Source organism: Pelomonas cellulosilytica, assembly GCF_021353265.1.
GTDB classification, from domain to species: Bacteria; Pseudomonadota; Gammaproteobacteria; order Burkholderiales; family Burkholderiaceae_C; genus Pelomonas; species Pelomonas cellulosilytica.
Map to the genome: position 1 here is coordinate 199211 of NZ_JAJTWU010000004.1, position 24853 is coordinate 224063.

At 69.2% G+C, this 24853-nt stretch carries 29 protein-coding genes; 10 read left to right on the top strand and 19 right to left on the bottom strand.

Annotation, left to right across the window (positions count from 1 at the left end):
• Nucleotide 1: 1 nt before the first annotated feature.
• From lspA to LXT13_RS11955, 3 genes are read left to right on the top strand one after another with little or no spacing between them, the layout of a single operon-like run.
• Nucleotides 2-493: a signal peptidase II gene (gene lspA / locus LXT13_RS11945; RefSeq protein WP_233372152.1), complete on the top strand. Its 492-nt coding sequence runs from the start codon at nucleotides 2-4 to the stop codon at nucleotides 491-493.
• On the top strand, nucleotides 477-1307 hold the full coding sequence (locus tag LXT13_RS11950; RefSeq protein WP_233372153.1) for a DUF2189 domain-containing protein: 831 nt from the start codon (nucleotides 477-479) through the stop codon (nucleotides 1305-1307). Before lspA ends, LXT13_RS11950 begins: the two co-directional genes overlap by 17 nt.
• Before the next feature lie 45 nt (nucleotides 1308-1352).
• The gene (locus tag LXT13_RS11955) at nucleotides 1353-2876 is read left to right on the top strand and encodes a hybrid sensor histidine kinase/response regulator (protein WP_233372154.1); all 1524 of its coding nucleotides are present in this window, start codon (nucleotides 1353-1355) and stop codon (nucleotides 2874-2876) included.
• Here LXT13_RS11955 and LXT13_RS11960 read toward each other — a convergent pair.
• Nucleotides 2873-3871, bottom strand: a complete 999-nt coding sequence (locus LXT13_RS11960; protein ID WP_233372155.1) for a quinone oxidoreductase family protein — start codon at nucleotides 3869-3871, stop codon at nucleotides 2873-2875. The two genes, LXT13_RS11955 and LXT13_RS11960, sit on opposite strands and share 4 nt — an antisense overlap.
• A gap of 62 nt (nucleotides 3872-3933) precedes the next feature.
• On the opposite strand from LXT13_RS11960, the gene LXT13_RS11965 reads away from it, so the two are divergent.
• The 5 genes from LXT13_RS11965 to LXT13_RS11985 all read left to right on the top strand — a co-directional run bounded on the left by LXT13_RS11965 (nucleotide 3934) and on the right by LXT13_RS11985 (nucleotide 9196).
• Nucleotides 3934-4836: a DMT family transporter gene (locus tag LXT13_RS11965; protein ID WP_233372156.1), complete on the top strand. Its 903-nt coding sequence runs from the start codon at nucleotides 3934-3936 to the stop codon at nucleotides 4834-4836.
• Nucleotides 4836-5426, top strand: a complete 591-nt coding sequence (locus LXT13_RS11970; protein ID WP_233372157.1) for a pseudouridine synthase — start codon at nucleotides 4836-4838, stop codon at nucleotides 5424-5426. The genes LXT13_RS11965 and LXT13_RS11970 overlap by 1 nt, the downstream gene beginning before the upstream one ends.
• On the top strand, nucleotides 5427-6131 hold the full coding sequence (locus LXT13_RS11975) for an SDR family NAD(P)-dependent oxidoreductase (protein WP_233372158.1): 705 nt from the start codon (nucleotides 5427-5429) through the stop codon (nucleotides 6129-6131).
• A gap of 135 nt (nucleotides 6132-6266) precedes the next feature.
• On the top strand, nucleotides 6267-7112 hold the full coding sequence (locus LXT13_RS11980; protein ID WP_233372159.1) for a Tim44 domain-containing protein: 846 nt from the start codon (nucleotides 6267-6269) through the stop codon (nucleotides 7110-7112).
• Between the two features lie 89 nt (nucleotides 7113-7201).
• A complete protein-coding gene (locus tag LXT13_RS11985) occupies nucleotides 7202-9196 on the top strand; it encodes a S9 family peptidase (protein ID WP_233372160.1) in 1995 nt (664 codons plus the stop codon).
• Nucleotides 9197-9288: 92 nt separating this feature from the next.
• Here LXT13_RS11985 and LXT13_RS11990 read toward each other — a convergent pair whose 3' ends face one another.
• The 9 genes from LXT13_RS11990 to rpsP all read right to left on the bottom strand — a co-directional run bounded on the left by LXT13_RS11990 (nucleotide 9289) and on the right by rpsP (nucleotide 15587).
• Nucleotides 9289-9801, bottom strand: a complete 513-nt coding sequence (locus tag LXT13_RS11990; RefSeq protein ID WP_233372161.1) for a histidine phosphatase family protein — start codon at nucleotides 9799-9801, stop codon at nucleotides 9289-9291.
• A complete protein-coding gene (gene cobS, locus LXT13_RS11995; RefSeq protein WP_233372162.1) occupies nucleotides 9801-10562 on the bottom strand; it encodes an adenosylcobinamide-GDP ribazoletransferase in 762 nt (253 codons plus the stop codon). Before cobS ends, LXT13_RS11990 begins: the two co-directional genes overlap by 1 nt.
• Nucleotides 10559-11587 (bottom strand): nicotinate-nucleotide--dimethylbenzimidazole phosphoribosyltransferase, encoded by a 1029-nt coding sequence (gene cobT / locus LXT13_RS12000; RefSeq protein WP_233372163.1) that lies wholly within the window; start codon nucleotides 11585-11587, stop codon nucleotides 10559-10561. Before cobT ends, cobS begins: the two co-directional genes overlap by 4 nt.
• Before the next feature lie 10 nt (nucleotides 11588-11597).
• On the bottom strand, nucleotides 11598-12587 hold the full coding sequence (locus LXT13_RS12005) for a CobD/CbiB family protein (RefSeq protein ID WP_233372164.1): 990 nt from the start codon (nucleotides 12585-12587) through the stop codon (nucleotides 11598-11600).
• Between the two features lie 23 nt (nucleotides 12588-12610).
• Nucleotides 12611-13294 (bottom strand): CoA pyrophosphatase, encoded by a 684-nt coding sequence (locus LXT13_RS12010; protein ID WP_233372165.1) that lies wholly within the window; start codon nucleotides 13292-13294, stop codon nucleotides 12611-12613.
• Between the two features lie 172 nt (nucleotides 13295-13466).
• Nucleotides 13467-13820: a 50S ribosomal protein L19 gene (gene rplS / locus LXT13_RS12015; RefSeq protein ID WP_089417256.1), complete on the bottom strand. Its 354-nt coding sequence runs from the start codon at nucleotides 13818-13820 to the stop codon at nucleotides 13467-13469.
• Nucleotides 13821-13962: 142 nt separating this feature from the next.
• Nucleotides 13963-14697, bottom strand: a complete 735-nt coding sequence (gene trmD, locus LXT13_RS12020) for a tRNA (guanosine(37)-N1)-methyltransferase TrmD (RefSeq protein ID WP_233372166.1) — start codon at nucleotides 14695-14697, stop codon at nucleotides 13963-13965.
• A gap of 10 nt (nucleotides 14698-14707) precedes the next feature.
• Nucleotides 14708-15229 carry a ribosome maturation factor RimM gene (gene rimM, locus LXT13_RS12025; RefSeq protein ID WP_233372388.1) on the bottom strand — a complete coding sequence of 174 codons (522 nt, stop codon included), beginning with the start codon at nucleotides 15227-15229 and terminating at the stop codon, nucleotides 14708-14710.
• 103 nt (nucleotides 15230-15332) lie between these two features.
• A complete protein-coding gene (gene rpsP / locus LXT13_RS12030; protein ID WP_233372167.1) occupies nucleotides 15333-15587 on the bottom strand; it encodes a 30S ribosomal protein S16 in 255 nt (84 codons plus the stop codon).
• A 153-nt stretch (nucleotides 15588-15740) separates the two neighbouring features.
• On the opposite strand from rpsP, the gene LXT13_RS12035 reads away from it, so the two are divergent.
• Together LXT13_RS12035 and LXT13_RS12040 are read left to right on the top strand one after the other, a co-directional pair.
• Entirely contained in the window at nucleotides 15741-16286 is a 546-nt protein-coding gene (locus tag LXT13_RS12035; RefSeq protein ID WP_233372168.1) for a GNAT family N-acetyltransferase, read from the top strand.
• The gene (locus LXT13_RS12040; RefSeq protein WP_233372169.1) at nucleotides 16283-16708 is read left to right on the top strand and encodes a TM2 domain-containing protein; all 426 of its coding nucleotides are present in this window, start codon (nucleotides 16283-16285) and stop codon (nucleotides 16706-16708) included. The genes LXT13_RS12035 and LXT13_RS12040 overlap by 4 nt, the downstream gene beginning before the upstream one ends.
• On the opposite strand, the gene LXT13_RS12045 is transcribed toward LXT13_RS12040, so the two are convergent.
• The 9 genes from LXT13_RS12045 to murJ form a co-directional block, all read right to left on the bottom strand.
• A complete protein-coding gene (locus tag LXT13_RS12045; RefSeq protein WP_233372170.1) occupies nucleotides 16702-17712 on the bottom strand; it encodes an inorganic phosphate transporter in 1011 nt (336 codons plus the stop codon). The two genes, LXT13_RS12040 and LXT13_RS12045, sit on opposite strands and share 7 nt — an antisense overlap.
• 13 nt (nucleotides 17713-17725) lie before the next feature.
• Nucleotides 17726-18373, bottom strand: a complete 648-nt coding sequence (locus LXT13_RS12050) for a DUF47 domain-containing protein (RefSeq protein ID WP_233372171.1) — start codon at nucleotides 18371-18373, stop codon at nucleotides 17726-17728.
• Nucleotides 18374-18426: 53 nt separating this feature from the next.
• Complete coding sequence (locus LXT13_RS12055; RefSeq protein ID WP_233372172.1) at nucleotides 18427-18780, bottom strand: DMT family protein; 354 nt, start codon at nucleotides 18778-18780, stop codon at nucleotides 18427-18429.
• Between the two features lie 14 nt (nucleotides 18781-18794).
• Nucleotides 18795-19271 carry a 2-amino-4-hydroxy-6-hydroxymethyldihydropteridine diphosphokinase gene (folK, locus tag LXT13_RS12060; RefSeq protein ID WP_233372173.1) on the bottom strand — a complete coding sequence of 159 codons (477 nt, stop codon included), beginning with the start codon at nucleotides 19269-19271 and terminating at the stop codon, nucleotides 18795-18797.
• The gene (gene pcnB / locus LXT13_RS12065; RefSeq protein WP_233372174.1) at nucleotides 19268-20845 is read right to left on the bottom strand and encodes a polynucleotide adenylyltransferase PcnB; all 1578 of its coding nucleotides are present in this window, start codon (nucleotides 20843-20845) and stop codon (nucleotides 19268-19270) included. The genes folK and pcnB overlap by 4 nt, the downstream gene beginning before the upstream one ends.
• Nucleotides 20842-21510 carry a histidinol-phosphatase gene (locus tag LXT13_RS12070; protein ID WP_233372175.1) on the bottom strand — a complete coding sequence of 223 codons (669 nt, stop codon included), beginning with the start codon at nucleotides 21508-21510 and terminating at the stop codon, nucleotides 20842-20844. Before LXT13_RS12070 ends, pcnB begins: the two co-directional genes overlap by 4 nt.
• Entirely contained in the window at nucleotides 21507-22205 is a 699-nt protein-coding gene (gene hda, locus LXT13_RS12075; RefSeq protein WP_233372176.1) for a DnaA regulatory inactivator Hda, read from the bottom strand. Before hda ends, LXT13_RS12070 begins: the two co-directional genes overlap by 4 nt.
• A gap of 126 nt (nucleotides 22206-22331) precedes the next feature.
• Nucleotides 22332-23189 (bottom strand): SirB1 family protein, encoded by an 858-nt coding sequence (locus LXT13_RS12080; protein ID WP_233372177.1) that lies wholly within the window; start codon nucleotides 23187-23189, stop codon nucleotides 22332-22334.
• Nucleotides 23189-24751, bottom strand: a complete 1563-nt coding sequence (gene murJ / locus LXT13_RS12085; protein ID WP_233372178.1) for a murein biosynthesis integral membrane protein MurJ — start codon at nucleotides 24749-24751, stop codon at nucleotides 23189-23191. Before murJ ends, LXT13_RS12080 begins: the two co-directional genes overlap by 1 nt.
• Nucleotides 24752-24853: the final 102 nt, after the last annotated feature.

Genomic DNA, 24853 nt, shown 5'->3' on the forward strand with positions numbered 1-24853 from the left:
GATGGCGGGCAAGAACGCGTCCAACGCCGGTCTGCTGCAGTGGCTGCTGATCGCCACGCTCATCATCGTGGCCGACCAGTTCACGAAGATCCTCATCATCGGCGCCTTCCGGCTGGGTGACGTCCACCCCGTCACCAGCTTCTTCGACCTGGTGCGCGCCCACAACTACGGCGCGGCTTTCAGCTTCCTGCACGGGGCCTCGGGCTGGCAGCGCTGGTTCTTCCTCGGGCTGGGGCTGGCCGCGGCGGCCTTCATCACCTGGATGCTGCGCCGCCACGGCCACCAGAAAGTGTTCGCCTGGGCGCTGACGCTCATCCTGGGCGGCGCTTTGGGCAACGTCATAGACCGCGCCATCCACGGCTACGTGGTCGACTTCATCCAGGTTCACGCGGGCGGCTGGTATTTCCCCGCCTTCAACGTCGCAGACAGTGCGATCACCATCGGCGCCATCCTGTTGATCCTGGATGAACTCCGCCGTGTCCGCCGCACCTGACCCACCCGGCTACGTCCCCTACGTTCCCGAACCCACGGTCGAGCTCGGACCGCGGTTGAAGCGGCTGCCGCTGTCGGCGCCGCTGCAGTGGCTGCGGCTCGGCTGGGCCGACCTGCGCCGGGCGCCGGCCATCGGTACCTTCTTCGGCGCGTGCTTTGCGTTGATGGGCCTGGCCGTGCTGATGGTGTTCCGGCACGCGCCCATTTACACGCTGGCTTTGTGCGCCGGCTTCCTGCTGCTCGGACCGCTGCTGTGCCTGGGCCTCTACCAGGTCAGCCTGCGGCTGGAGCGCGGCGAGCGGCCCAGCATCGAGGATGCGCTGGGCGCCTGGCTGGCCAACGTGCGGCAGATCGCCATCTTCGGCTTCGTGCTGCTCATCCTCGAGATGCTGTGGGGGCGAGCGGCACTGATTGTCTTCGCGGTCACCTTCAACGGCATGCCGGATTTCGCCGGCTCGCTGGCCAAGCTGCTCAGCGCCGACCACCTCGGTTTCATCGCCGCCTACCTGACCGTCGGCGCGGTCTTCGCGGGGCTGATCTATGGCATCAGCGTCATCGCAATGCCGTTGCTGCTGGACCGCGACACCGATGCCGTCAGCGCCGGTCTGGCCAGCCTGAAGCTGTGCCTGACGCAACCGCTGGTCATGCTGTTCTGGGCCGTGCTGCTGGGCGGACTCGTTGTGCTGGCGATGCTGCCTTTCTTCGCCGGCCTGCTTGTCGTCGGCCCCTGGCTGGGGCATGCGAGCTGGCATGCCTACCGCGACGCGCTCGCCGACCCAGCGCCCGAGGCTTCACGCGCAGGACTTCACGGTTAGAGACGTCACGAGATGTGACAATTCCGGGCTCGCCCACGACGCCCAATGCTCCTCGATTTCGCCAGCCTGAGCCATTACGACTGGCTCGATGTCCCACTCTGGGTCTTCGACCCCCAACGCCAGCGCAACCTGTGGGCGAATGCCGCGGCGCTGCGCTTTTGGCATGCCGACAGCGCGGAGGAGTTCCTGTCCCGGGATTTCACGGAGCACGGTGACGCCGTGCAGGAGCGCCTGGCTGTCACCGCGGCGGACCATGCCCAAGGAAAGATCGTCCGAGAGATGTGGACGCTCTACCCCAAGGGCGAACCGACAACGGTGATGCTGGTCTCGCGCGGCATGCGCACGCCGGACCGCCGTCAGGTCATGCTGTTCGCCGCCGACTCGCTCGGGGGCGGTGCTGACCTGGCCATGCTGCGCGGCGTCGAGGCGCTGCAACACACGTCGGTCCGCATCGCCGTGTTCGGGCTGGACGGTGGTGAGCTGCTGATGCGCAATCCCGCCGCCGCCCTCACCTTCGGCGACACACCACCGCCCCAGGGCGGCAGCGAGTTCAGCCGCTTGTTCGCCCACTGGAACGACGCGGCCGGCATCCTGTCACGCGTCCAGCGTGGCGAGGCCTGCCGGCAGGACGCCGAGCTGTTGACGCTCGCCGGCCCCCGCTGGCATGCGCTGGACGCGCGTCCGATGCGCGACCCGGTCACGGGCGACACGGTCATGCTGCTCAATGCGCGTGACATCGCCGACCTCAAAGCCAGCCAGGCCGCGCTCGTCGCCGCGCGCGAGGCCGCGGAGGCCGCCAGCCAGGCCAAGAGCAGCTTCCTCGCCAACATGAGCCACGAAATCCGCACTCCGATGAACGGCGTGCTGGGTCTGACGGAGCTGGTGCTGCAGACGGAGCTGACCGACCGCCAGCGCCGCTTCATCGGCATGGCACACCAGTCAGCCAAGGGCTTGATGACCATCATCAACGACTTGCTGGACGTGGCCAAGATCGAGGCCGGCCGCATCGTCATCGACGAGCAGCCCTTCGACCTGCACGACTGCCTCAATGAGTCACTTCAACCGCTGCTGCTCCAGGCGCATGACAAGGGCATCCAGCTGCATGTCGTCGTGGCGCCGGAGGTGCCGGTCTGGCTGGTGGGCGACGCGTTGCGGCTGCGCCAGGTGCTGATCAACCTCGTCGGCAACGCGCTGAAGTTCACCGACCGCGGCGAAGTGCGCGTGGAAATCTCGCCGGGCGAGGCCCGCCCCGACGAGGCGGACGACCGCCTGCGCCTGAGCCTGGCCGTGACCGACACCGGCATCGGCATGACGCGCGAGCAGATCGCCCAGATCTTCGACCCGTTCACGCAGGCCGATGGCAGCATCACGCGCCGCTACGGCGGCACGGGCCTGGGCCTGACCATCGTCCAGCGCCTCGTCGCGCTGATGGGCGGTGAAGTGCGCGTGGACAGCGAGCCTGGCGTGGGCTCCAGCTTCCGGTTCGAGATCTCGCTGGGCCGCATGGCCCAGATGCCGGACATCGCCGAGGCTGTCGAGCGCGCCACGCCCGACCAGAAAGCAGCCTAGCCCTGCGGCGGCAGCAGCACGGCGCTGCCGGTCAGCTGCCGCGCTTCCAGGTCGCGGTGCGCCTGGGCCACGTCGGCCAGCGCGTAGCGCTTGTCGATGCGGATCCTGACCTGGCCGGATCCCACCATCGCGAACAGCTCGTCGCCCATGGCCTGGGCGCCCTCACGCGTGGCGATGTGGGTGAAGAGCGTCGGGCGCGTCACGTACAGCGAACCTTTGGTCGCCAGCGTGCCGATGTTGACGGGTGGCACCGGCCCCGACGCGCCACCGAAGCTGGCCAGCAGGCCGAACGGCGCCAGCGAGTTCAGCGAACCCTCCCATGTGTCGGCGCCCACCGAGTCGTAGACGACCTTCACGCCGCGGCCGCCGGTGATCTCGCGCACGCGCGCGGCGAAGTCGGTGTCGCGGCGGTAGTTGATCGCATGGGCGGCGCCATGCTCCAGCGCCAGCGCGCACTTCTCGTCGCTGCCCGCCGTGCCGATCAGCTGCAGGCCCAGCGCCCGTGCCCACTGGCACGCGATCAGCCCGACGCCGCCCGCCGCGGCATGGAAGAGCACATGGTCGCCCGGCTGCAGGCCACCTTGCGGCAGGGTCTTGCGCAGCAGGTACTGCACGGTCAGGCCCTTGATCATCATGGCCGCGGCGGTCTCGAAGTCGATGCCGTCCGGCAGCTTCAAAACCGCCTTGGCCGGCATCACGCGGGCGGTGGCGTAGGCGCCGGGTGGCGCGCTGGCATAGGCCGCGCGGTCGCCGGGCTGCAGATGCGTGACGCCCTCGCCCACCGCCTCCACGATGCCCGAGCCCTCCATGCCCAGCGCGGCGGGCAGCGGCAGCGGGTAGGCGCCATTGCGGTGGTAGACGTCGATGTAGTTGAGCCCACAGGCGGCGTGGCGGATGCGGATCTCGCCGGGTCCCGGCTCGCCGACCTGCGCGTCCACGATCTTCAACTGTTCCGGCCCGCCCGGGACCTCGATGACGGCCACCTTCTCGCTCATTCAATTCTCCAGATGCCAAGGTCCGGTATCGTGCCAGCCCTTTGCCCCGCGCACCGCCGTTAATGAAGCTGCCCCCACGTCTGGCCCTGCTGCTGACTTTGCCGCCGCTGCTTTGGGCCGGCAACGCGGTGCTGGGCCGGGCGGTGCGCGAGGCGATCCCGCCGATGACGTTCAACGCGCTGCGCTGGACGCTCGCCCTCGTGCTGCTGGCGCCGCTCGCCCGCCGCGTGCTGCGGCGGCCCGGGGACATGCTGGTGCGCTGGCGCGGCCTCGCGTGGCTTGGCTTCCTCGGCATGGGCTGCTACAACGCGCTGCAGTACCTGGCGTTGCACACGTCGTCGCCGCTGAACGTCACGCTGATCGCAGCCAGCATGCCGGTCTGGATGCTAGGGGTCGGTGCCGTGGGCTACGGCGTGAAGCCCACGCGTCGGCAACTGGCCGGCGCGGCGCTGTCACTCGCGGGCGTGGCGCTCGTCATCGCCCGCGGCGACCCGACCGCGCTGCTGGCCGTGCACTTCGTGCCGGGCGACCTGCTGATGCTCGTCGCGATCTTCACCTGGGCGTTGTACTCGTGGATGCTCGCGCGGCCGGCGCCGGGGCTGCGCATCGGCGAGCGGCCCGACTGGCAGTGGGCCGAGTTCCTGATGGCCCAACTGGTGTTCGGCGTTGCGTTCTCGGGCGTGTCAGCGGGTGTGGAACAGGTCGTCGCACCGGCCGCCATCCACTGGAGCCCGGAGCTCGTGGCGGCACTGGCCTATGTCGCCATCGGCCCGTCGCTGATCGCCTACCGCTGCTGGGGCCTGGGCGTCGCTGAGGCCGGGCCGGCCGTGGCGGGCTTCTTCGTCAACCTGACGCCCGTGTTCGCCGCGATCATCTCGGCCGCGCTGCTGGGCTCGCTGCCGGCTTGGTACCACGGCGCGGCGTTCGCACTGATCGCGACGGGCATCGTCGTGTCGTCGCGGTGATGCGCATCGTCCATGTGGACGACCGGCTGGTCGTCGTCGACAAACCCAGCGGCCTGCTCAGCGTGCCGGGCCGGCTGGAGGCGGACTGCGCATCGGTCCGCGTACAGGCGCTCTACCCCGACGCCCTCGTCGTGCACCGGCTGGACCAGGCCACGTCGGGGCTGCTGCTGTTCGCTCGCGGCGCCAAGGCCCAGCGCGAGCTCAGCGCCGACTTCGCCGGGCGCCGCGTTGGCAAGACCTATGTGGCCATCGTCGCCGGTGGCCTGCAGGGCGACGGGCTCATCGACCTGCCACTGGCGGCCGACTGGCCCAACCGGCCGCGCCAGCAGGTGGACCACGAGCACGGCAAGCCATCGCAGACCCGCTGGCGCGTGCTCGGCGCCGCCGGCCCGCACACCCGCGTGGTGCTGGAGCCCATCACGGGCCGCAGCCACCAACTGCGCGTGCACCTGGCCGCGCTGGGCCATGCCATCCTGGGCGATGCGTTGTATGCGCCGCCCGACATCGCCGCGGCCAGCCCGCGCCTGCTGCTGCACGCCAGCGAGCTGCGCGTCGGAGACCACCGTTTCACCAGTCCACCGGAGTTCTGAATGCAGCTCTACATCGTCACCGGCAGTTCCCGCGGCCTCGGCGCCGCGCTGGCCCAGCAGCTCGTCGCGGCGGGCCACACCGTCATCGGCATTTCCCGACAGCGTCACGCCCTGCTGTCCACCGAGCAGTGGACACTGGACCTCGCCGATCCCCTGCCCGCCGCCGAGCGCCTGCAGACCTGGCTGCAGGCCCACACCGGCTGGGCCGGCGCCACGCTGATCAACAACGCCGCGCTGCTGAGCCCGCCCGGCCCGCTGGCCGCGACCGAGCTGCAAACGCTGTCCGCCGCGCTGCGCGTGGGGCTGGAAGCGCCGGCGCTGCTGACCCGCGCCTTCCTCGCCGGCACCGCCGGCGTGCCAACGCGCCGCATCCTCAACATCTCGTCGGGCCTGGGCCGCCGGGCCATGGCGGGCAGCGCGGCCTATTGCGCCGTCAAGGCCGGGCTGGACCACCTGAGCCGCGCGCTCGCGCTGGAGGCGCCGGACGTGGGTGTCGTGTCGCTGGCACCGGGCGTCATCGACACCGACATGCAGGTCCAGCTGCGCGGCGCCGACCCCGAACGCTTCCCCGAGCAGTCACGCTTCCAGGGCCTGAAGGACGGTGGCCAGCTGCAGACCGCCGACGCCACGGCCGAGGCCGTGCTGCGCTACCTGGCGCGACCGGACTTCGGCCAGCAGGTCATCGCCGACGTCCGCGACGCATGACACCGTGCCGGCGGATGTCGTCACCTCGCTTTCCCCTGAGGAATGCTCAGCCCCAGGATGCTGGCGGCATGGCGTCGGCGCGGTTGAAATGCAGCGTCGGGCGCGCATGTGCCCCACATTGAACTGGAGACCCAAGTGAACCGCATCCTTGCCCTCAGCCTTGCCGCCCTGCTGGCCGTTGCGCTGCCTGTCCACGACGCCGACGCCAAGCGCCTGGGCGGCGGCGGCATGAAGCGCAGCGTCCCCACTCAACCTGCGCCGCAAACGCCGCCAGGCCAGCCCGCCGGGCCTCAGCAGGCGGCCCCCGCCAGGCCGGCCGCGCCCCAACAGGCCGGCGCCGCCGCGGCCGCGCCCAAGCGCTCGTGGCTGGGGCCCGTGGCCGGCCTGGCCGCCGGCCTGGGGCTGGCGGCACTGGCCAGCCATCTGGGCTTCGGCGCCGAACTGGCCAACTTCATGACCCTGCTGCTGCTGGGCGTGCTGGCCTTTGTCGTCATCGGCTTCCTGATCCGCCGCTTTGCCCGGCCCAAGATGCAGCTGGCCGGCGTGCCGAACGGTGCTGCGGCCTTCCAGCCGGCGGTTGTGCAGCCCATGGCAGCCGCTTCGAGCACGTCTGCTGCACCGGCAGGCTTCGACGCGACCGGCTTCGAGAGCATCGCCAAGCAGGTGTTCCTGCGCCTGCAGGCCGCCAACGACGCGGGCGACCAGGCCGACCTGCGCCGCTTCACGACGCCGCAGATGTACGCCAGCATCCAGCACGACCTGCTGGAGCGCGGCGGCCGGACGCAGCGGACTGACGTGCTGGCGCTGAATGCCAGCGTCGTCGACGTCGCCCACGAGGATGGCCAGCAGATCGTTTCGGTGCGCTTCTCGGGCCTCGTGCGGGAAGACGGCGAGTCCGGGTCCGTTGAATTCGACGAGGTCTGGCATCTGGTGCAGTCGGGTGAAGGCTGGCTGATCGCCGGCATCCAGCAGACGGCCTGAGCGGCGGTCCGCACCGCCGAACGTCCCGCACTCAACGGGACAATGCATGGGCGCCACAAGCGCCCATTCTTCTTTTCAGCATGCAGCCCATGATCAGACTCTCGCTTTGCGCCCTCGGCATCACGCTGCTGACGGCCTGCGCCTCCGCGCCCACGCCGCCGGACGCCGTCGTCACGCCCAACGCCAATCTCGTCGTCCAGGACATTCCGCCTGTTCCCCAGCGCCTGGCCGATGCCGTCAGCCGCTACAACGACTTCCGCGGCCACGCCTTCGTAGACTGGCATCCGGCGCAGCGCGAGATGCTCGTCAGCCACCGCAAGGCCGGTGCCAACACGGTCCAGCTGTTCCGCGTGACCGCGCCGCTGGCCGAACCGCAGCAGCTGACCGACAGCGCCGACCCTGTCACGCGCGCCACCTACGAGCCGCGCAACGGCCGCTATGTGGTCTTCGAGCGCGCCACCGGCGGCAACGAGGTGGGCCAGCTATATCGCCTGCCACTGACCGAGCCGGGCGCCCAGCCGGTGCTGCTGACCCACCCCAACGAACGCAACGCGATGAACACCTGGCTGCGCAAGAGCGGCCAGCTGATCTACAGCGCCGTGCCCATCGACCGCACCGCCCAGGGCGGCACGCGGGCCAAGGTCACGACGACGCTGTGGCTGATAGACCCCGAGAGGCCCGAGGGCCGGCGCAAGCTCGTCGAGCTGGATGGCGGCGGCTGGTCGGCGGGCCACGCGTCGCACGACGAGCGCCTCGTCACGTTGACGCGCTATCTGTCGGCCAACGAGTCCCAGGTCTGGCTGCTGGATATTTCCAGCGGTCTGGTCAAGCAGGTGGTCCCGGCCGTTGGCAGCACGGAGCCCCGCGCCACTCATGCCGCCGTGGGCTGGACAGTTGACGGCCGCTCGCTGTGGGTCGTCAGCGACCGCGCCGGCGAGTTCAAGGAGCTGATGAAGCTGGACCTGGCGACGGGCCGCTTCCAGCGCATCAGCAGCCACATTCCGTGGGATGCGAGCGACGTGACGCTGACCGAGGACGGCAGCCGCCTGGCCGCTCAGTTCAACATCGACGGCCGCCACGAACTGCATTTCTTCGACACCGCCTCCGGCAAGGAACTGCCCGCCGCCGCCCTGCCCACCGGCAACGTCGGCAATGCGGACTACGCTGCGGCGCGCGCCGAGCTGGCCTTCACCGTCAGCAATGCACAGGGGCCAGGCCAGGTCTACTCGGTCACGCGCGACGGCCAGGTGCAGGCCTGGACGCGCGCGCAGGCACCCGCGGGCATCGACACCTCGACGTTCTCCGAGCAGAAGATCGTGCGCTGGAAGAGCTTTGACGGCGCGACGATCTCAGGCCTGCTGACGCCGCCGCCAGCCAGGTTCACCGGCAAGCGGCCGGTGCTGATCTCCATCCACGGTGGGCCGGAGTCGCAGGCCCAGGTGGGCTTCCTCGGCCGCAACGCCTACTTCGTGCAGGAGCTGGGCATGGCGCTGATCCAGCCCAACGTGCGCGGCTCTGCCGGCTACGGCAAGAGCTTCCTGGCGATGGACAACGGCTTCAAGCGCGAGGACTCGGTCAAGGACATCGGCGCGCTGCTCGACTGGATCGCCACGCAGCCGGACCTCGACGCCTCGCGCGTGCTCGTAACCGGCGGCAGCTACGGGGGCTACATGACGCTGGCCGTGTCGACGCACTACGCCGACCGGATCGCAGGTTCCATCGACGTGGTGGGCATTTCGCACTTCGTCACCTTCCTGCAGAACACCGAGAGTTACCGCCGCGACCTGCGCCGTGTCGAATACGGCGACGAACGCGACGCGGCGATGCGCGAGCACCTGGAGCGCATCTCGCCGCTGACCAACGCCGCCAAGATCAGGAAGCCGCTGTTCGTCGTGCAGGGCAAGAACGACCCGCGCGTGCCCTACACCGAGGCGGAGCAGATCGTCGCCAAGGTGCGCGAAGGCGGCACGCCGGTGTGGTACCTGCGCGCCGAGAACGAGGGCCACGGCTTCCAGCGCAAGGAAAACCAGGACTACCAGTTCTACGCGACGGTGCTGTTCATGCAGCAGACGGTGTTGAAGTAGCCCCCTACCGGCTACGCCGGCGCCCTCACGGGGAAACTCTGCGCAGACCGGCAAAGCCGGATCTGCAGGAGTCGCTGGAGGGACGGTGGCGGCTACGCGCCTTGGGTGGGTTCGGAGTACCTCGGTGGCTTTGGCCAGAGGGAGGGTGTAGGCGCCTCGCCTCGCCAGTGGCGCGCGGTGATCCAGCCGCCGTGCCCCACCGCCAGCGCGCACGGTGGCTGCCAGGCAGCGGCGCGGGCCAGCAGCGCCTCCAGCGACTCGCCGCCATCGAAATCGAAGCCGCAGAAGTCAGCCATCCACCGCTGGAACTCGGCGTGCGGGATGGCGCTCCAGGCCAGGCCGTCCCAGCGGCCGAAGTCCATCTCGGCCAGGGCCGGATCGACGCGCCAGCGAAAGCCCCAGCGCTTCAACCACCGCCCGACTTCGGCAGCGCGCTGCAGCGGCGACGTGACGACCTCGCGCGGCAAGCCCAGCTGCCGTGCATGGGCGCGGATGCGATGAGCGAGGCGCTTCGCCTTGCGCGGGTCGACCGACAGGTCCGTGCGCCCGCCGATGCAGCGTCCCTCAGCGCCTTGCGGCCTGGGGTGACGCCAGATCGTGAACATCAGATCGACGCCGTGAAGGCCAGCAGCACGGCAATCTCGGCCAGCTGCTCGGTCGCACCCAGCCCGTCGCCGGTGTAGCCGCCCAGTCGGCGCTTCAGCCACTGGCGCATCAGCAGCGCCACGAAGGTCGCCGACAGGACGGCGCCGACCAGCTTCGCGACGTCCACACCGGCCACGGTCAACGCGGCCAGCAGCAGCGCGCACCAGCCTATGGCCATGGCGAAGTTGCCCGGCGCGACGGCGAGCGCCAGCGGCTTGGCCTTGGCGTGCTCGACGTCGCCGCCATAAGGCAGGCTCACCATGACGCCTACAGCTGCGCCGCGAGCCAGTGCATGGCTGGCCAGCAGCGCCGCTACGGCACCGGCCAGCGGCCTCGTCGCCAGCACGGCCAGCAGCGCGGCACGAAGCAGCAGGGACAACACCAGCGCCAACGCTCCGTAGCTGCCCAGCCGCGAGTCCTTCATGATCACCAGCGCCTTATCGCGGCTGACCACGCCGCCCAGCGCATCGAAGGTGTCGGCCAGGCCGTCCTCGTGGAAGCCCCCCGTCAGCAGCACCGTCGCCACGAGTGCGAGCACTGCGGCCACCCACGCGGGCCAGAACTGCGCCGCGCCAACCAGTGCGCCGGCACCGACCGCGCCGACCAGCGCGCCGACCAGCGGGAAATGCCGCACGCAGTCGTTGAGCCACGCCGGCTCGAAGCGCCCCAGCCGCACCGGCAGACGCGTCAGGAACTGCAGTGCGACGAGGAAGAGCCTCACGGCTCGCGGTTGCTGACGCCGGCGCTCTCGAAGCTGGCCATGTCCGACAGCAGCACGCAGGCGGCCGGCAACAGCGGCCAGGCCAGCGCGGCACCGCTGCCCTCGCCCAGGCGCAGGTCCAGGTCCAGCAGCGGGCGCACGCCCAGCCGCTGCAGCCAGCGTGCATGCGGCCCTTCGGCCGACTGGTGCGCGAAGACACAGGCCGCCAGCACGCCGGGCCGCAGCGCCTCGGCCAGCGCGATGGCCGCCGTCGTGATGAAGCCATCAACGACGACGACGCGACGCTGGGCTGCGGCGGCGATGACGCTGCCGGCCATCGTGACGATCTCGAAGCCGCCCAGCGCCGCGGCGACGTCCAGCGGTGTCTGCGCCGACGCGTTGGCCGCCAGCGCCTCGGCCAGCACGGCCAGCTTGCGGGCCAGACCCGCGTCGTCCACGCCGGTGCCACGGCCCACGCAGTCGGCCAGCGGCAGGCCGGTCAGGCGTTGCATCAGCAGGCTCGCGGCCGACGTGTTGCCGATGCCCATCTCGCCCAGCAGCAAGGCGTTGCCCGGCAGACGCTCGACGAGGGCCAGGCCGTTGTGCAACGCGCGCGCGGCCTGGGCGGCCGTCATTGCGGGGCCGGCGCTGGCGTCGGCCGTGCCGGCCGCGATGCGCAGGTCCTGGGCGCCCGGCGCCAGCGGCGCATCGACGCCGCAGTCAGCAACAGTCAGCGCCAGACCCTGCTGGCGTGCAAGCACCGAGACGGCCGCCCCGCCGTCCAGCATGTTGGCGACCATCTGCGGCGTGACCTCGCGCGGGTACGCCGACACACCACGACGGGCGAGGCCATGGTCGGCCGCGAAGACGACCAGTTGCGGGTCGCGCATCGCTGGCCGCTCGACGCCCTGGATCAGCGCGAGTTGCAGCGCCAGCGCCTCGATCCGGCCCAGCGCGCCGAGCGGTTTGGTCTTGTGATCGAGCGCGTGCTGGACGCGCGCGGCGAGTTGAGGCTCGGCCAGGGCCGGCAGTTCAGGAAATTGCATGAGGCAGGATTCAGCCCACCAGATTGGCGAGCGTCAACAGGGCAAGGAGCAGCATCCACAGCACGACCGAGCGCCAGACGAGCCCGACGACGCTTTGCAGGTGGCCCAGCTGCGGCAGCGCGCCGGCCGTGGAGCCGGCAGCGCCCGTGGCCTCGGGCTCGGAGCCGGCGTTGAACGTGCGGCTGCGATCCGGCGTGATGCCGGGCGCCGCGGCACCGCCCAGTTGCAGGCCAACGGCGCCGGCCGCGGACGCGAGGATGATGCCTTCGTTGGGATGCAGCCAGAGCTGGGCGTCGCGGCGCCACGCGTTCACCGCCTCTTCGAAGTTGCCGACGATGGCGAAGCCGGCCGCCGTCAGCCGTGCCGGTACATGGTCGATGGCCATGAAGGCCTGGCGCGACAGGGCCAGCAGCCGCGGGTTGGTCGGCGCGTCCAGCGTGCGGCTCTTGAAAGCCCAGTAGCGGCTCGCGAACTCGGCCATGCGGTAGATGACCGCGCCCGCCGGGCCAAGGCCGAAGGTCGAGCAGACGATGAACCAGAAGAACACGCCGAACACATGGCGGTGCGCGGCCAGCAGCGAGTGCTCGATGACGTGGCGGATCAGCTCGGTGCGAGGCAGCTCGCTGGCGTCGAGGTGGCGCCAGTCGGCCAGCAACTGGCGGGCGGTCTGGTCGTCACCGCGTTCCAGCGCGTCGCGTATGTCGGTGAAGTAATGGCTGAACTGACGGAAGCCCAGCGTCATGTACAGCACCAGCACGTTCAGCACCAGCGCGAGCAGCAGGCTGAAATGGCGAAACGCCCAGTAGGCCAGCGTCAGCACGAGGCCGGGCACGAGGACGGTGATGGTCCAGACGATGATTGCGTGGTGCTCGTCGCCCGCGTCGAAGTTGCGGCCTGTCCAGCGCACCCAGCCGATGACGGACTGGTGCACGCGGTTGCCATGCCTCAGGGGCTTGAGTTGCTCACACAACAAGGCCAACAGCACCGCGAAGAAATTCATGGGCCGGGATGATAGTGGCGCGATCAGGCGCCGCTGAGGAGTCGGTAGAGGTTGCGCAACATCGCGGCTGTGGCGCCCCAGATGAAGTAGTCGCGCTCCGGCCCCGTCCATGGCATGGACAGGAAGCGGCGCTCGACGCCATCGACCTCCACGCGGTGATGCCGGTGGTGCGCCGGGTCCATCAGGAAGACCAGCGGCACCTCGAAGGCCTCGGACACCTCCGCGCCGTCGGGCACCAACGCGAAGCCGGGCGTCACGAGTCCGACGACCGGTGTGACCTGGAAGGCGGTCACGGTCGAATAGACCGGCAGCTGGCCGAGGACCTCGACGTGGCTTCGCGGCAGGCCGATCTCCTCCTCCGTTTCGCGAAGCGCTGTCGCGACCGGGCCGTCATCCTCGGGCTCGACGCGCCCGCCCGGGAAGCTGATCTGGCCGGCGTGGTTGCGGAGCTGGTCGGTGCGGCGCGTCAGCAGCAGCGTCAGGCCACCCTCGCGCTGCACCAGCGGCACGAGCACCGCCGCACCGGCTGGCGACCGCCCGGCGAAGCGCCCGCCATCACCCGTGAACTCGGGCGTCCAGCCGGACACGGCGCCCAGCCGGGCGCGGATGGCATCGGGCGTCAGCGCGGACGGCGGCACCGCAGGCAGGTGCCGGTCCACGCTGATGACGGGCACCGACTGCGGCTGGGTGATGAGGGGACGGGTCATGCACTCAAAGGCAAAAGCAAAAAGCCGCCGGGAGCGGGGCTCCAAGCGGCTTTGGGGACACGAGGCCAGCTTTGGGCTTTGTTCACATCGCTTTGCGATATGAACTCTGCCCCAAGCTCGCAGCAGATTGCTGGGCAATCCACAGTGGCCTGCGGCCACCGCTGAGCTTCGCTCAGGCGAGCTTTTCCTTGATGCGAGCCGACTTGCCCGAACGCTGGCGGAGGTAGTACAGCTTCGCACGGCGGACGTCGCCGCGGCGCTTGACTTCGATCGACGCGATCAGCGGGCTGTAGAGCTGGAACGTACGCTCGACGCCTTCGCCGCTGGAGATCTTGCGGACGATGAAGCTGCTGTTCAGGCCGCGGTTGCGCTTGGCGATGACGACGCCTTCGTAGGCCTGCACGCGCTTGCGGGTGCCTTCGACGACGTTGACGCTGACGATCACGGTGTCGCCGGGGGCGAAGGCCGGGATGGTCTTGTTCAGGCGAGCAATTTCTTCTTGCTCAAGGGTTTGGATCAGGTCCATCTGTGCTCCTAGGATCTTGGCGGCTCGCTATTTATCGGGGTGTTTGCAGCGCAGATGCAAAGCCAAAAGCAAAGCATGTGCGCCACTCGAGTGCCAGCGGATCGGACAGCCCTCGATTATAGCGCGGCGCGAGCGCTCCTGGCTAGAGCCGCGCCAGGAAAGCCTCGTCCTGGCGGCTCAGGCGGCCAGCGGCACGCGCGGCCTCGATGAGATCGGGTCGGCGCGCCGCCGTGATTGCCAGCGACCGCTCGCGACGCCAGCGGCGGATGTCGGCATGGTGGCCCGACAGCAGCACCGGAGGCACTTCACGGCCATCGGCCAGCACTTCCGGGCGGCTGTAGTGCGGGCAGTCCAGCAGGCCGTCGGAGAAGCTGTCCTGCTGGTGCGACTGAGCATCACCCAGCACGCCCTCCTGTAGCCGCGCGACGGCGTCAAGCAGCGCCAGCGCCGGCAGCTCGCCGCCGGACAGCACAAAGTCACCCAGGCTGACTTCCCGCGTCACATGCCGGTCCAGCACGCGCTGGTCGATACCTTCGTATCGGCCACACAGCAGAATCGCGCCGCTGCCGGCAGCGAGTTGCTGAACCATCGCCTGGTCCAGCCGCTGGCCAGTCGGCGTGAAGTGGATGACCTCGGTCTCGCCACGCTCGGCACGCACGGCGGCCAATGCGCGCTCCAGCGGCTCGACCAGCATGACCATACCGGGGCCGCCGCCGTAGGGACGGTCGTCGACGCGGCGGTAGTTGTCCTCGGCGAAATCGCGCAGCGGCCACAGCCGCACGTCGACCTGCCGACTCTCGAAGGCGCGCCGCGTGACGCCTTGCGTCAAGTGCGGCGCGAACAGCTCCGGGAAGATCGTCAGGACGTCGAAGCGCATGGCCGCCCGGTCAGAAGTCCAGACCCCAGTCGACGGTGATGCGCCGACCGGCGAGGTCCACGTCATCGACGAAGGCCCCGACGAACGGGATCAGCCGCTCCTGGTCCGGCTTGGCCGGCTCCTCGACGCCCGGCGGCAGGATGCGCAGCACGGCGTGGGGTCCCGTGTCGATCAGGCCGATGACGCGCCCGAGCGCCTGGGACTCGCGGTTAAAGACGTCCAGGCCGATCAGGTCGATCCAGTAGTACTCGCCATCGGGCGTACGCGGGAAGGCGCTACGGGGCACGTGGATCTCGTGGCCGCGCAACGCCTCGGCCGCATTGCGGTCGTCCACGCCTTCGGCCGTCGCGACGATGCCCTCGCCCTGCTCGCGCACCGAGCGAACAGCCAGCGCGACCTGGGCCGGCTTGGGGCCGGTGGCCTTCAGGTACCAGCGCTTGGCGCTGAACAGCGCGTCCGCATCGGTCGAGTACGCCTGCACCTTGAGGCCGCCCTTGATGCCCCAGGCATCGAGGATGCGGCCGACCGGCACGAGATCGTCGGGCCAGGCTTCACCAGACGGCGCCGAGCCGCCCCTGGAAGCAAAAGACGGCGCCGAGGCGCCGTCTTGCTGAGGCTTGTTGCCCGCCACGTGATTAGGCGGCAACGGCCTTCTTGGCCTCGCCGACCAGGCGCTCGACCGTGGGCGACAGCTGGGCGCCAACGCCGATCCAGTAGCTCACGCGGTCCTGTTCAACGCGCAGCTTTTCGGCAGCGCCGGAGGCGATGGGGTTGTAGAACCCGACGCGCTCGATAAAGCGACCGTCACGACGCTGGCGGCTGTTGGCCACGACGATGTTGTAGAAGGGGCGCTTTTTGGAGCCGCCGCGGGCCAGACGAATCACAACCATGATGTTTCCAGAATGTTTGGGGCGACTACCGCACGAGGAGACACTCAAGGCGAGCAAGTCGAATAGCAGGAACCCCTGCCGGGGGTGGCACCGTAGATACGCCGCAGCCATCTGCAGCCAGCACCGAAACCGCGCATTATAAACTCGAAAACCATGTCGATACCCTCTTCCGCCGTTCCTTTGCTCATCCGCCCCAGCACTGACGCCGACCTGCCCGCCATCCAGGCCATCTACGGCCAAGCCGTGCGCGACGGCACCGGCACCTTCGAGACGGAGGAGCCCAGCGTCGACGAGATGGGCCGCCGCCGCGCCGAGGTGCTGGGCCGCAACCTTCCCTGGCTCGTCGCAGAGCGCGACGGTACGGTGCTGGGCTACGCCTATGCGAACTACTTCCGTCCGCGGCTGGCCTATCGCTTCTGTGTCGAGGACTCGATCTACCTTGCACCCGCAGCCCAGGGCCAGGGCGTCGGGAGGCTGCTGCTTGCCGAGCTCATCGCCCGCTGCGAGGCGGCCGGCGCACGCCAGATGCTGGCCGTCATTGGCGACGCGAACAACACCGGCTCCATCGGCGTCCACACCGCATTGGGCTTCGCACACACCGGCGTGCTGAAGAGCGCAGGCTGGAAGTTCGGCCGCTGGCTCGACGTCGTGCTGATGCAGCGCGCGCTGGGGCTCGGCGACAGCGCCGCTGCGGAATGACCGCCGTCAAGCGCAAGGCCGTCGCCACCTGGCTGGCGCTGCTGGTGGGCGTCTTCGGTGTGCACCGCTTCTACCTGCACGGCCTGAAGGACCGCTGGGGATGGCTGTTCCCGCTGCCGACGCTGCTGGGCCTCACGGGCCTGCAGCGCATGGACAGCTTCGGCCAGGACGACCGCCTGGCCTGGGTGTTGATCCCCTGCCTCGGCGCAAGCCTGGTGGCCGCGCTGCTGGGCGGCATCGTCTATGGGCTGACGCCCGATGAACGCTGGAACGCCCGCTTCAACCCCTCGCAGCCCGCGCCTTCATCGGGCTGGGTCGCCATCATCGGCGTCGTGCTGTGCCTCTTCGTCGGGGGCATCGCGCTGATGTCGACGATCGCGTTCAGCGCCCAGCGCTATTTCGAGGCGCAGGCCGTTCAATAGAGCGTGAAGCTGACCCAGTAGCACACGGCCGCCACGGCGGCGGACGCGGGAATCGTCAGCACCCAGGCCCAGACGATGCTGCCGGCCACCCCCCAGCGCACGGCCGATGCCCGCTGCGTGGAGCCCACGCCGACGATGGCACCGGTGATCGTGTGCGTCGTTGACACCGGCACGCCCAGCGCGGTGGCGACGAACAGCGTGATCGCCCCGCCCGTCTCGGCGCAGAAGCCACCCACGGGCTTGAGCTTGGTGATGCGCTGACCCATGGTCTGCACGATGCGCCAGCCGCCGAACATCGTGCCCATGCCGATGGCAAGGTAGCAGCAGACGATGACCCAGGTCGGTGGCGCCTTGTCGCCCGTCGCGACGAAGCCGGCGGCGATCAGCAGCATCCAGATGAGGCCGATGGTCTTCTGCGCATCGTTGCCGCCATGGCCCAGGCTGTAGAGGCCGGCGGACACCAGCTGCAACCGACGGAACCAGCGGTCTATGCGCATCGGCGACTTGTGGCGACAGATCCACGCGACGAGCACCATCATCAGCGAGCCCAGCACATAGCCCAGCAGCGGCGAAATGACGATGAAGGCCACCGTCTTCCAGATGCCGGCGGCAACCAGCGCCTGCGGGCCCGCCTTGGCGACGACTGCCCCGGAGATGCCACCGATCAGCGCATGCGAGGAGCTCGACGGGATGCCCCACCACCAGGTGATGGCGTTCCACGCGATGGCGCCGATCAACGCGCCGAACACGACATGGTGGTCGACGACGCCGGGCTCGACAATGCCCTTGCCCACCGTGGCCGCCACCTTCAGCTGGAAGATTGAAATCGCCACGACATTGAAGAAGGCCGCGAACAGCACGGCCTGCTGGGGTTTGAGCACGCCGGTGGACACCACGGTGGCGATCGAGTTGGCCGCATCGTGGAAGCCGTTCATGAAGTCGAACAGCAGCGCCAGCACGACGAGCAACGCCACCACCCAGAAGGCGATTTCTGCCTGAGGCATGGTCGCTCCCGGATCAGGAGTTTTCGAGGACGATGCCCTCGATGAGGTTGGCCACGTCCTCGCAACGGTCGGAGATGGATTCGAGCTGCTCATAGATCGCCTTGAGCTTGATGAGCTCGCGCACGTCCTCCTGTTCGCGGAACAGGCGCGACATGGCCGAGCGCATCGCGCGGTCGGCGTCCGACTCCAGGCGGTCGATTTCCTCGCAGGTCTTGATGGCCGCTTCCGTCGTGGCCGGCTCGCTGAGGTGGGGCAACAGCGTCACGGCATGCTGAACGCGCTCGCAGCAGCGCACCGACAACGTTGCCAGCTGCAACACAGGCTCGGGCACGGCGCGCACGTCGTACAGCGACAGCGTTTCCGACGAGTCTTGCAGCAGGTCCACGATGTCGTCCATCGCATTGATGAGGCCGTGGATCTGCTCACGGTCGATCGGCGTGATGAAGGTGCGGTGCAGCAGCCGATTGACCTCGGCCGTCACGCGGTCGGCCGCATGTTCGGCACGGTCCACGTCGTCCGCGTACTGCTGGCGCAGCACCGGGTCGGCGTAGTTCTCGATCATCTTCAGGAAGGCCCTGGCGCCCTCCGCGATGAACGCGCCATGCTCGTTGAACAGCTCAAAAAAATTGCCCTCGCGGGGCAGCAACTTGCCAAAAAGCATGGCGTCCTTCGAATCGTTCTGACGTGAAGGACGGGAGTTTACCTAGCCGGGTTTCATGACCGGAAGATGAAATAGACGGCACCCATCAGGCACAGCCCCGCCCACAGGAAGTCCAGCTTCGGCGGCTCGCCCATGTAGAACATGCTGAACGGCACGAAGACGGCCAGCGTGACGACCTCCTGCGTGATCTTCAGCTGCGCGAGCGTGAAGCCGGCCCCGTGGCCAATGCGGTTGGCCGGCACCTGCAGCAGGTACTCGAACAGCGCGATGCCCCAGCTGATGACGGCGGCGATCCACCATGGCTTGGAAGCCAGGCTCTTCAGATGGCCGTACCAGGCAAAGGTCATGAAGACGTTGGACAGCATCAGCAGTCCCACGGTCTGCCAGCCGGCGAGGGTCGTGAACATCGTGAACTCCTAGGTCAGAGGGAAAGCGGCCCGAGGCGCTCGATGCGCTGCGCCTTCCAGCCATCGCCAACGGCCAGGTGGGCCAGTTCCGGCGCGATCTCCAGCAGCGGCTGCAGCACGAAGGCGCGCTCGCCGAGACGGGGGTGCGGCAGCTTCAGCCGCGGCGTATCGAGCGCGAGGTCGGCGTAGAGAAGGAGGTCGAGGTCCAACGTGCGCGGTGCGTTGCGGTAGGGCCGCTGGCGGCCATGGGCGAGCTCGATGGCCTGCAGCGCGTCGAGCAACTCGACGGGCGCCAGCGCGGTGTCGATGGCCGCGACGGCATTCAGAAAGTCCGGCCCGCCGGCATCGACAGGCGCGCTGCGCCAGACGCTGGACAGCCGGGCAATCCGCGTGCCTGGCAGTGCAGCCAGTTGCAGCGCCGCCTGCGTCAGCGTGGCGGTGATGTCGGCACCGAGATTGGCGCCGAGACCGACGTAGGCGCGGACCGTCACTCGGTCGAAGAAGTCGGCGCGGGCGGAGCGCCTTCACCGCCACCCGCCGGCCTGCGGCGCCGGCGCCGGCGCTTCTTGGCCGGCGCATCGGTCGAAGCGGCTTCCGCCTCCTCGCCATCGCCATCACCGTGACCGTCGTCGGCTTGAGGGGCCTCGGTCTTGGGCGCGCGTACGACGCGAGGCTGCTTCTGTTGCGCGGCGCGGGCATCGGCCAGCAAGGCCTGACGGTCGTCGTCGCTGCCGAGCGCGAAGTCCTCCCACCAGTCGGCCAGCGCCGCGTCGATCTCGCCCGCGTCGGCGCGCAGTCGCAGGAAGTCGAAGCCGGCGCGATAGCGCGGCTGCTCGATGAGCGTGAACACGCCCGAGCCGCTGCGGCGCTCGAAGCGAGTCTGCATCATCCAGATCTCGCGCATGTCCGCTGCGAGCTTGCCGCGGCCGGAGATGTCGCCGATGCGGGCATCGAACACCGCGTCGATGGCCTGCGCCAGCGCTGGCACGGGCGGCTCGCCGCCGTTGCGGATCTTGGTCCAGCGGTCCAGCACCTCGTGCCACAGCATGCAGGCCAGCATGAAGCTCGGACTGACGCCGCGGCCTTCGTTGACGCGGCGGTCGGTGTCCTCGAAAGCCTGGCGGATGAAGTTGCCGCGCACGCCATCGGGCAGGTCACCCCCGTCGGTCAGCATGGCGTCCAGCACGGCGAACACCTTGGCGCCGGGCCCCACCAGCCCCAGCTTCTTCAGCTGCACGAGGCTGGACAGCGAATGGCCGGTCTGCAGCAGCTTGATCATTTCATCGAACAGCCGCGACGCCGGCACGCCCGCCAGCAGCGGGATGCAGGCCTTGACCGGCGCGAGCGTCTTCTTCTCCAGCTCGAAACCGAGCTTGGCCGCGAAGCGCACGGCACGGACGATGCGGACCGGGTCCTCGCGGTAGCGGGTCTCCGGGTCACCGATCATGCGCAGCAACTTGGCCTTGGCGTCGGCCAGGCCGCCGTGGTAGTCGACGACGAGGCGGCGCTGCGGGTCGTAGTACATCGCGTTGACCGTGAAGTCGCGGCGCGCAGCATCCTCCACCTGCGGCCCCCAGACGTTGTCGCGCAACACGCGGCCACTTGCGTCCACCGCGTGGTGCTTGCCGTCGAGTTCGGCCTTGGCCGTCTTCTCGTTGCCCTGCACGGCTTCGGACTCGGTCGGCAGCGCGCGGAACGTAGAGACCTCGATGACCTCGTGCTCGCGGCCGCGGCCGTAGACGACGTGCACGATGCGGAAGCGCCGGCCAATGATGAAGGCGCGGCGGAACAGGCCCTTGACCTGCTCGGGCGTCGCGTTGGTGGCAACGTCGAAATCCTTGGGGCGCATCCCCAGCAGCAGGTCGCGCACGGCGCCGCCGACGATGTAGGCCTCGAAGCCCGCATCGGTCAGTGTCTTGACTACTTTGACCGCGCGTTCGTCGAGCAGCCCGGGATCGATGCCATGGACATCCGCCGGGATCTCGACGCGCTTGCCCAGCGGGCTCGTCTTGCTGGTCGCTGCGGCGGGTTTGCCGAGCAGCTTGTCGATGAACTTCTTGATCATGCGAAGAGTTGCAACTGGGGCCAGCCGCGCTCGGCCGCGATGGCGGCCAGCGACGCGCTGGGATTGGTCGCCACGGGGTGGCTGACGCGTTCGAGCAAGGGCAAGTCGTTGGTCGAGTCGCTATAGAACGTGACCCGCCCGAAATCGCGCCATTGTGCCCCCAGGCCTTCCAGCCAGGCCTGCACCCGCTGGATCTTGCCCTCGCGGAAGCTCGGCACGCCACGGACGGCACCGGTGTAGGCCCCGGCAGCATCGCGTTCCAGCTGCACGGCGATCAGGTGCTCGATGCCGAAGGCCTCGGCGATCGGCGCGGTGACGAACTCGTTGGTCGCGGTGACGAGGGCGATCAGGTCACCCTCGGCGCGGTGCCGCTCGACCAACGCCACCGCCTCGGGCCTCAGCGCCGGCGCCATGACCTCGGCCATGAAGCGCTCGCGCATCGCCAGCGCCTCGTCCAGCGGCCTGCCGCGCCAGGCGGACGTGGCGAACGCCACATAGGCCGCCAGGTCCAGCGTGCCAGCGTTGTAGTGCGCGAAGAACTCGTCGTTCTTCGCGCCCCAGACGGCTGCATCCGCCCAGCCGACCTCCACCATGAACTGGCCGAAGGAATGGTCGGAATCCACCGGGATCAAGGTCCCGTCCAGGTCGAACAGCGTGAGATTCATAAAGTGGGGTCAGAGTCCAATTTCTTCTCGCCCGTTTCGTCGGCGAGCATGGCCTTGAGCAGCGGCAGCGTCAGCGCTCGCTTGCTGGCCAGCGCGAATTCGTCCAGCCGTTCCAGCAGCGCCATCAGCCCCTTGAGGTTGCGCTCGAAGCGGGTCAGCAGATAGCTCAGCACATCGTCGCCCAGCAGCAAGCCACGACGGTCGGCCTCGCGGCGCAGCACGGCGCGCATCTCGGCCTCACGCAGCGGCGACAGCTGGAAGCCCGGCCCCCAGCCCAGCCGCGTGCGCAGGTCCTCGCGCATGTCCAGGTCCACCGCGGGCGCATCGGCCGTCGCAACGACGTTGTAGCCCTGCCCTGCCGACGCGACAAAAAGCGCGAAGGCCGCATGCTGCTGACCGGCGTCGAAGCGCTGGCAATCGTCCAGCAGCAGCAGGCTCTCGTGCGGCGGCAACTCCCAAGGCAAGGCGGTCTCGGCGTCGTACCAGGCCACGCGCTGGCCCGCAGCCTGCCAACGCTCGGCCAGCGCGCGCAGCAGATGCGTCTTGCCGGAGCCGGTCGGCCCCCACAAAAGCACCGGCGGGTCGCCGGGCCGCAGGCCATCCAGGTAGGCCAGCGCCTCGGCATTTGTGCCGGGGAGGAAGTTGTCGAAGCTGGGCGACGGCGGCGCCAGCAAGGCGAGCGGGATCTGCCTCATTCGGCGTCGCAGCGGGCGGGCAGCAGCGAAGGCCGCACCACGGGAGCGGTCGCCGGCACCCGGGCGGGAGCGGCATGTCGAGAGGGGCTGCAGTTCTTCATCATGGCAACGCGAGGGCGCGGATTGTCACTGAAGCGGAGGCGACCGCTGCGCCTGCAGCACCGCCAGCCGTTGCCGCAACGCCGGGGCGTCCGCCGCATCCGGCTGCACCTCAAGGTAGAAGCCCAGGTCCGCAGCCGCCGCGGCATGGGCACCCAGCGCCTCCAGCACGAGGCCGCGGTCGCGCCGCTCGGCGGCATCCTGCGGCAGCAGCACGACGAGCCGCTCCTGCACCGCGAGCAGCCGCGGCCAGTCCTGAGCCGCGCGGTGCACTTCCTTCAGATTGCGCAGCATGCGGGCGAGGATCTCCCGTTTGGTCGCTGCGCGCAGAAAGAACTCCAGCGGCAGCTCCCAATCGTCAGGCAAGCCACTGCCATGGCGATAGACCGCCAGCCGTTCATCCAACCGGCTCTGCGACAGCGTGTCGCCGGTGAACGGGTCAATCACGACCTCGCCCAAGCCGACGCGGCACTTGACGAGGAAATGCCCGGGAAACGCCACGCCCGCCATGCGCAAGCCCGCTTGCTCGCCCAGCTCCAGCAGCAGCACCGCCAGTGTGATGGGGATGCCGCGACGCGTCTGCAGCACGCGGTGGACGAAACTGTTTTCGGCCGCGTAGTAGTTGTTCAGATTGCCGGCAAAGCCAAGCTCGCGATGGAAGAAGCGCGTCAGCGCCTGCAGGCGTTCGGGTGGCGGCGTCTCGGGCGCGATCCGCGCACGCAGACGCCGCGCGAGGCCGTCCACCTCGGCGAGCACCGCCTGCACGTCCAGCCCCGGCTCGTCGTCCTGGGCCAGGCAGGTCGCGGCTTCGAGCAGGTTCAGGCTGTCGTCCTCGGCGACAAGGCTCGCGAAATACGCCAGCGGCGTCGGCGCGGCGTAACGCATCAGCCCGGCCGTCCCAGCGCCTTCGGCCGCATGCCCGCGGCCAAAAGCACGGCGAAGTAGACGATGGCGCTGGCACCCAGACTGACCGCCATCGCAAGCGCACGCTGGAATTCCTGGGCGCCCAGGCCGATCCAGTCCAGCCGCCCCGCCAGCTGCCACTGCAGCAGCCCCATGGCCGCGCAACCCAGCGCCACGCGCAGTGAGAACATGGCCCAGCCCGGCTCAGGCCTGTAGCTGCCCAGTTTCCTCAGCCCCCACAACAGCCAGCTGGCATTGACGAGCGCGCCCAGGCCGATCGATAGCGCCAGGCCCGCGACGCCCACCCAGGGCACGAAGACGAGGTTGAAGCACTGGGTCAGCACCAGCACGCCGACGGCGATCTTGGCCGGCGTACCGGTGTCCTGGCGGGCGTAGAAGCCCGGCGCCAGCACCTTGACGGCGATGAGCCCGAGCAGCCCCACGCCCCAGCCCATGACGGACTGCGCCGTGTGCATCACGTCGGCTGCGGTGAACTTGCCGCGGTGGTAGAGCACCGCGGTCAGCGGCTCGGCAAACACCAGCAGCGCGACGGCGCAAGGCAGCGCCAGCAGCAGCACCATGCGCAGGCCCCAGTCGAGCAGGCGGCTGTAGCGCTCGGCATCACCACCGGCCTGCGCGGCCGACAGCTGCGGCGTCAGCACCGCGCTCAACGCCACGCCCAGCAGGCCGATGGGGAACTCCATGAGCCGGTCGGCGTAGTTCAGCCACGAGGTCGCGCCGTCGCCAAGATGGGTAGAGATCTGTGTGTTGATCATCAGCGACAGCTGCGACACGCCAACGCCCAGCAGCGCCGGCACCATGTTGATGAGCATGCGCTTGACGCCCGGATGTGCCTGCGACTGGCGCAGGCCGCGCCACGTCCAGCGCATGCGCGGCCGCATACCGATGCGGGCCAGCGCCGGCCACTGCACCGCCAGCTGCAACACGCCACCCAGCATGACGCCGACCGCCATGCCGTAGATGCCCGGCAATCCCGCTCGCTCCAACGGCCCGACCAGCGCCCAGCCGCAGGCGATCATGCTGAGGTTCAGCAGCACCGGCGACGCCGCCGGCACGACGAAGCGCCGCCATGTGTTCAGGATGCCGGCCGACAGCGCCACCAGCGACATGAAGCCGATGTACGGGAACATAAAGCGGGTCATGACCACCGACGCGTCGAAGGTCTGCGCCGACAGCCCTGCCCCTAGCAGCCACACCAGCAACGGTGCCGCGACGATGCCCAGCACTGAGGTGGCCGCGAGCGCCCACAGCAGCACGGTCGCCACGGCGTCGATCAGTTCATGTGTCGCCTCGTCGCCCTGCGTCGTCCGCGACGCCGCCAGCAGCGGCACGAAGGCCTGCGAGAACGCGCCCTCGGCGAACAACCGCCGCAGCAGGTTGGGAATGCGAAAGGCGACGAGGAAGGCGTCGGTGAAACCGGTCGCGCCGAACAGCCCGGCCACCATCTGTTCGCGGACGAGGCCGGTGATGCGCGAGGTCAGGGTCAGAAGGGAGATGGTCGACGCAGCGCGCAACAGATTCATGGCGGCGGATTATCTGTGTCGCAATCACGGCAGTTTCGAATCCAGCCGCCAACACTTGGCCTTGACACCATTTGCAGGCTATACTCGCTGTCTTTGCACCAT

Coding starts and splice junctions, on each gene's coding strand:
- lspA (WP_233372152.1), top strand. CDS start 2: ATGGCGGGCAAGAACGCGTCCAACGCCGGTCTGCTGCAGTGGCTGCTG.
- LXT13_RS11955 (WP_233372154.1), top strand. CDS start 1,353: ATGCTCCTCGATTTCGCCAGCCTGAGCCATTACGACTGGCTCGATGTC.
- LXT13_RS11960 (WP_233372155.1), bottom strand. CDS start 3,871: ATGAGCGAGAAGGTGGCCGTCATCGAGGTCCCGGGCGGGCCGGAACAG.
- LXT13_RS11965 (WP_233372156.1), top strand. CDS start 3,934: ATGAAGCTGCCCCCACGTCTGGCCCTGCTGCTGACTTTGCCGCCGCTG.
- LXT13_RS11970 (WP_233372157.1), top strand. CDS start 4,836: ATGCGCATCGTCCATGTGGACGACCGGCTGGTCGTCGTCGACAAACCC.
- LXT13_RS11975 (WP_233372158.1), top strand. CDS start 5,427: ATGCAGCTCTACATCGTCACCGGCAGTTCCCGCGGCCTCGGCGCCGCG.
- LXT13_RS11985 (WP_233372160.1), top strand. CDS start 7,202: ATGATCAGACTCTCGCTTTGCGCCCTCGGCATCACGCTGCTGACGGCC.
- LXT13_RS11990 (WP_233372161.1), bottom strand. CDS start 9,801: ATGTTCACGATCTGGCGTCACCCCAGGCCGCAAGGCGCTGAGGGACGC.
- cobT (WP_233372163.1), bottom strand. CDS start 11,587: ATGCAATTTCCTGAACTGCCGGCCCTGGCCGAGCCTCAACTCGCCGCG.
- LXT13_RS12005 (WP_233372164.1), bottom strand. CDS start 12,587: ATGAATTTCTTCGCGGTGCTGTTGGCCTTGTTGTGTGAGCAACTCAAG.
- LXT13_RS12010 (WP_233372165.1), bottom strand. CDS start 13,294: ATGACCCGTCCCCTCATCACCCAGCCGCAGTCGGTGCCCGTCATCAGC.
- rplS (WP_089417256.1), bottom strand. CDS start 13,820: ATGGACCTGATCCAAACCCTTGAGCAAGAAGAAATTGCTCGCCTGAAC.
- trmD (WP_233372166.1), bottom strand. CDS start 14,697: ATGCGCTTCGACGTCCTGACGATCTTCCCGGAGCTGTTCGCGCCGCAC.
- rpsP (WP_233372167.1), bottom strand. CDS start 15,587: ATGGTTGTGATTCGTCTGGCCCGCGGCGGCTCCAAAAAGCGCCCCTTC.
- LXT13_RS12035 (WP_233372168.1), top strand. CDS start 15,741: ATGTCGATACCCTCTTCCGCCGTTCCTTTGCTCATCCGCCCCAGCACT.
- LXT13_RS12040 (WP_233372169.1), top strand. CDS start 16,283: ATGACCGCCGTCAAGCGCAAGGCCGTCGCCACCTGGCTGGCGCTGCTG.
- LXT13_RS12045 (WP_233372170.1), bottom strand. CDS start 17,712: ATGCCTCAGGCAGAAATCGCCTTCTGGGTGGTGGCGTTGCTCGTCGTG.
- LXT13_RS12050 (WP_233372171.1), bottom strand. CDS start 18,373: ATGCTTTTTGGCAAGTTGCTGCCCCGCGAGGGCAATTTTTTTGAGCTG.
- LXT13_RS12055 (WP_233372172.1), bottom strand. CDS start 18,780: ATGTTCACGACCCTCGCCGGCTGGCAGACCGTGGGACTGCTGATGCTG.
- pcnB (WP_233372174.1), bottom strand. CDS start 20,845: ATGATCAAGAAGTTCATCGACAAGCTGCTCGGCAAACCCGCCGCAGCG.
- LXT13_RS12070 (WP_233372175.1), bottom strand. CDS start 21,510: ATGAATCTCACGCTGTTCGACCTGGACGGGACCTTGATCCCGGTGGAT.
- hda (WP_233372176.1), bottom strand. CDS start 22,205: ATGAGGCAGATCCCGCTCGCCTTGCTGGCGCCGCCGTCGCCCAGCTTC.
- LXT13_RS12080 (WP_233372177.1), bottom strand. CDS start 23,189: ATGCGTTACGCCGCGCCGACGCCGCTGGCGTATTTCGCGAGCCTTGTC.
- murJ (WP_233372178.1), bottom strand. CDS start 24,751: ATGAATCTGTTGCGCGCTGCGTCGACCATCTCCCTTCTGACCCTGACC.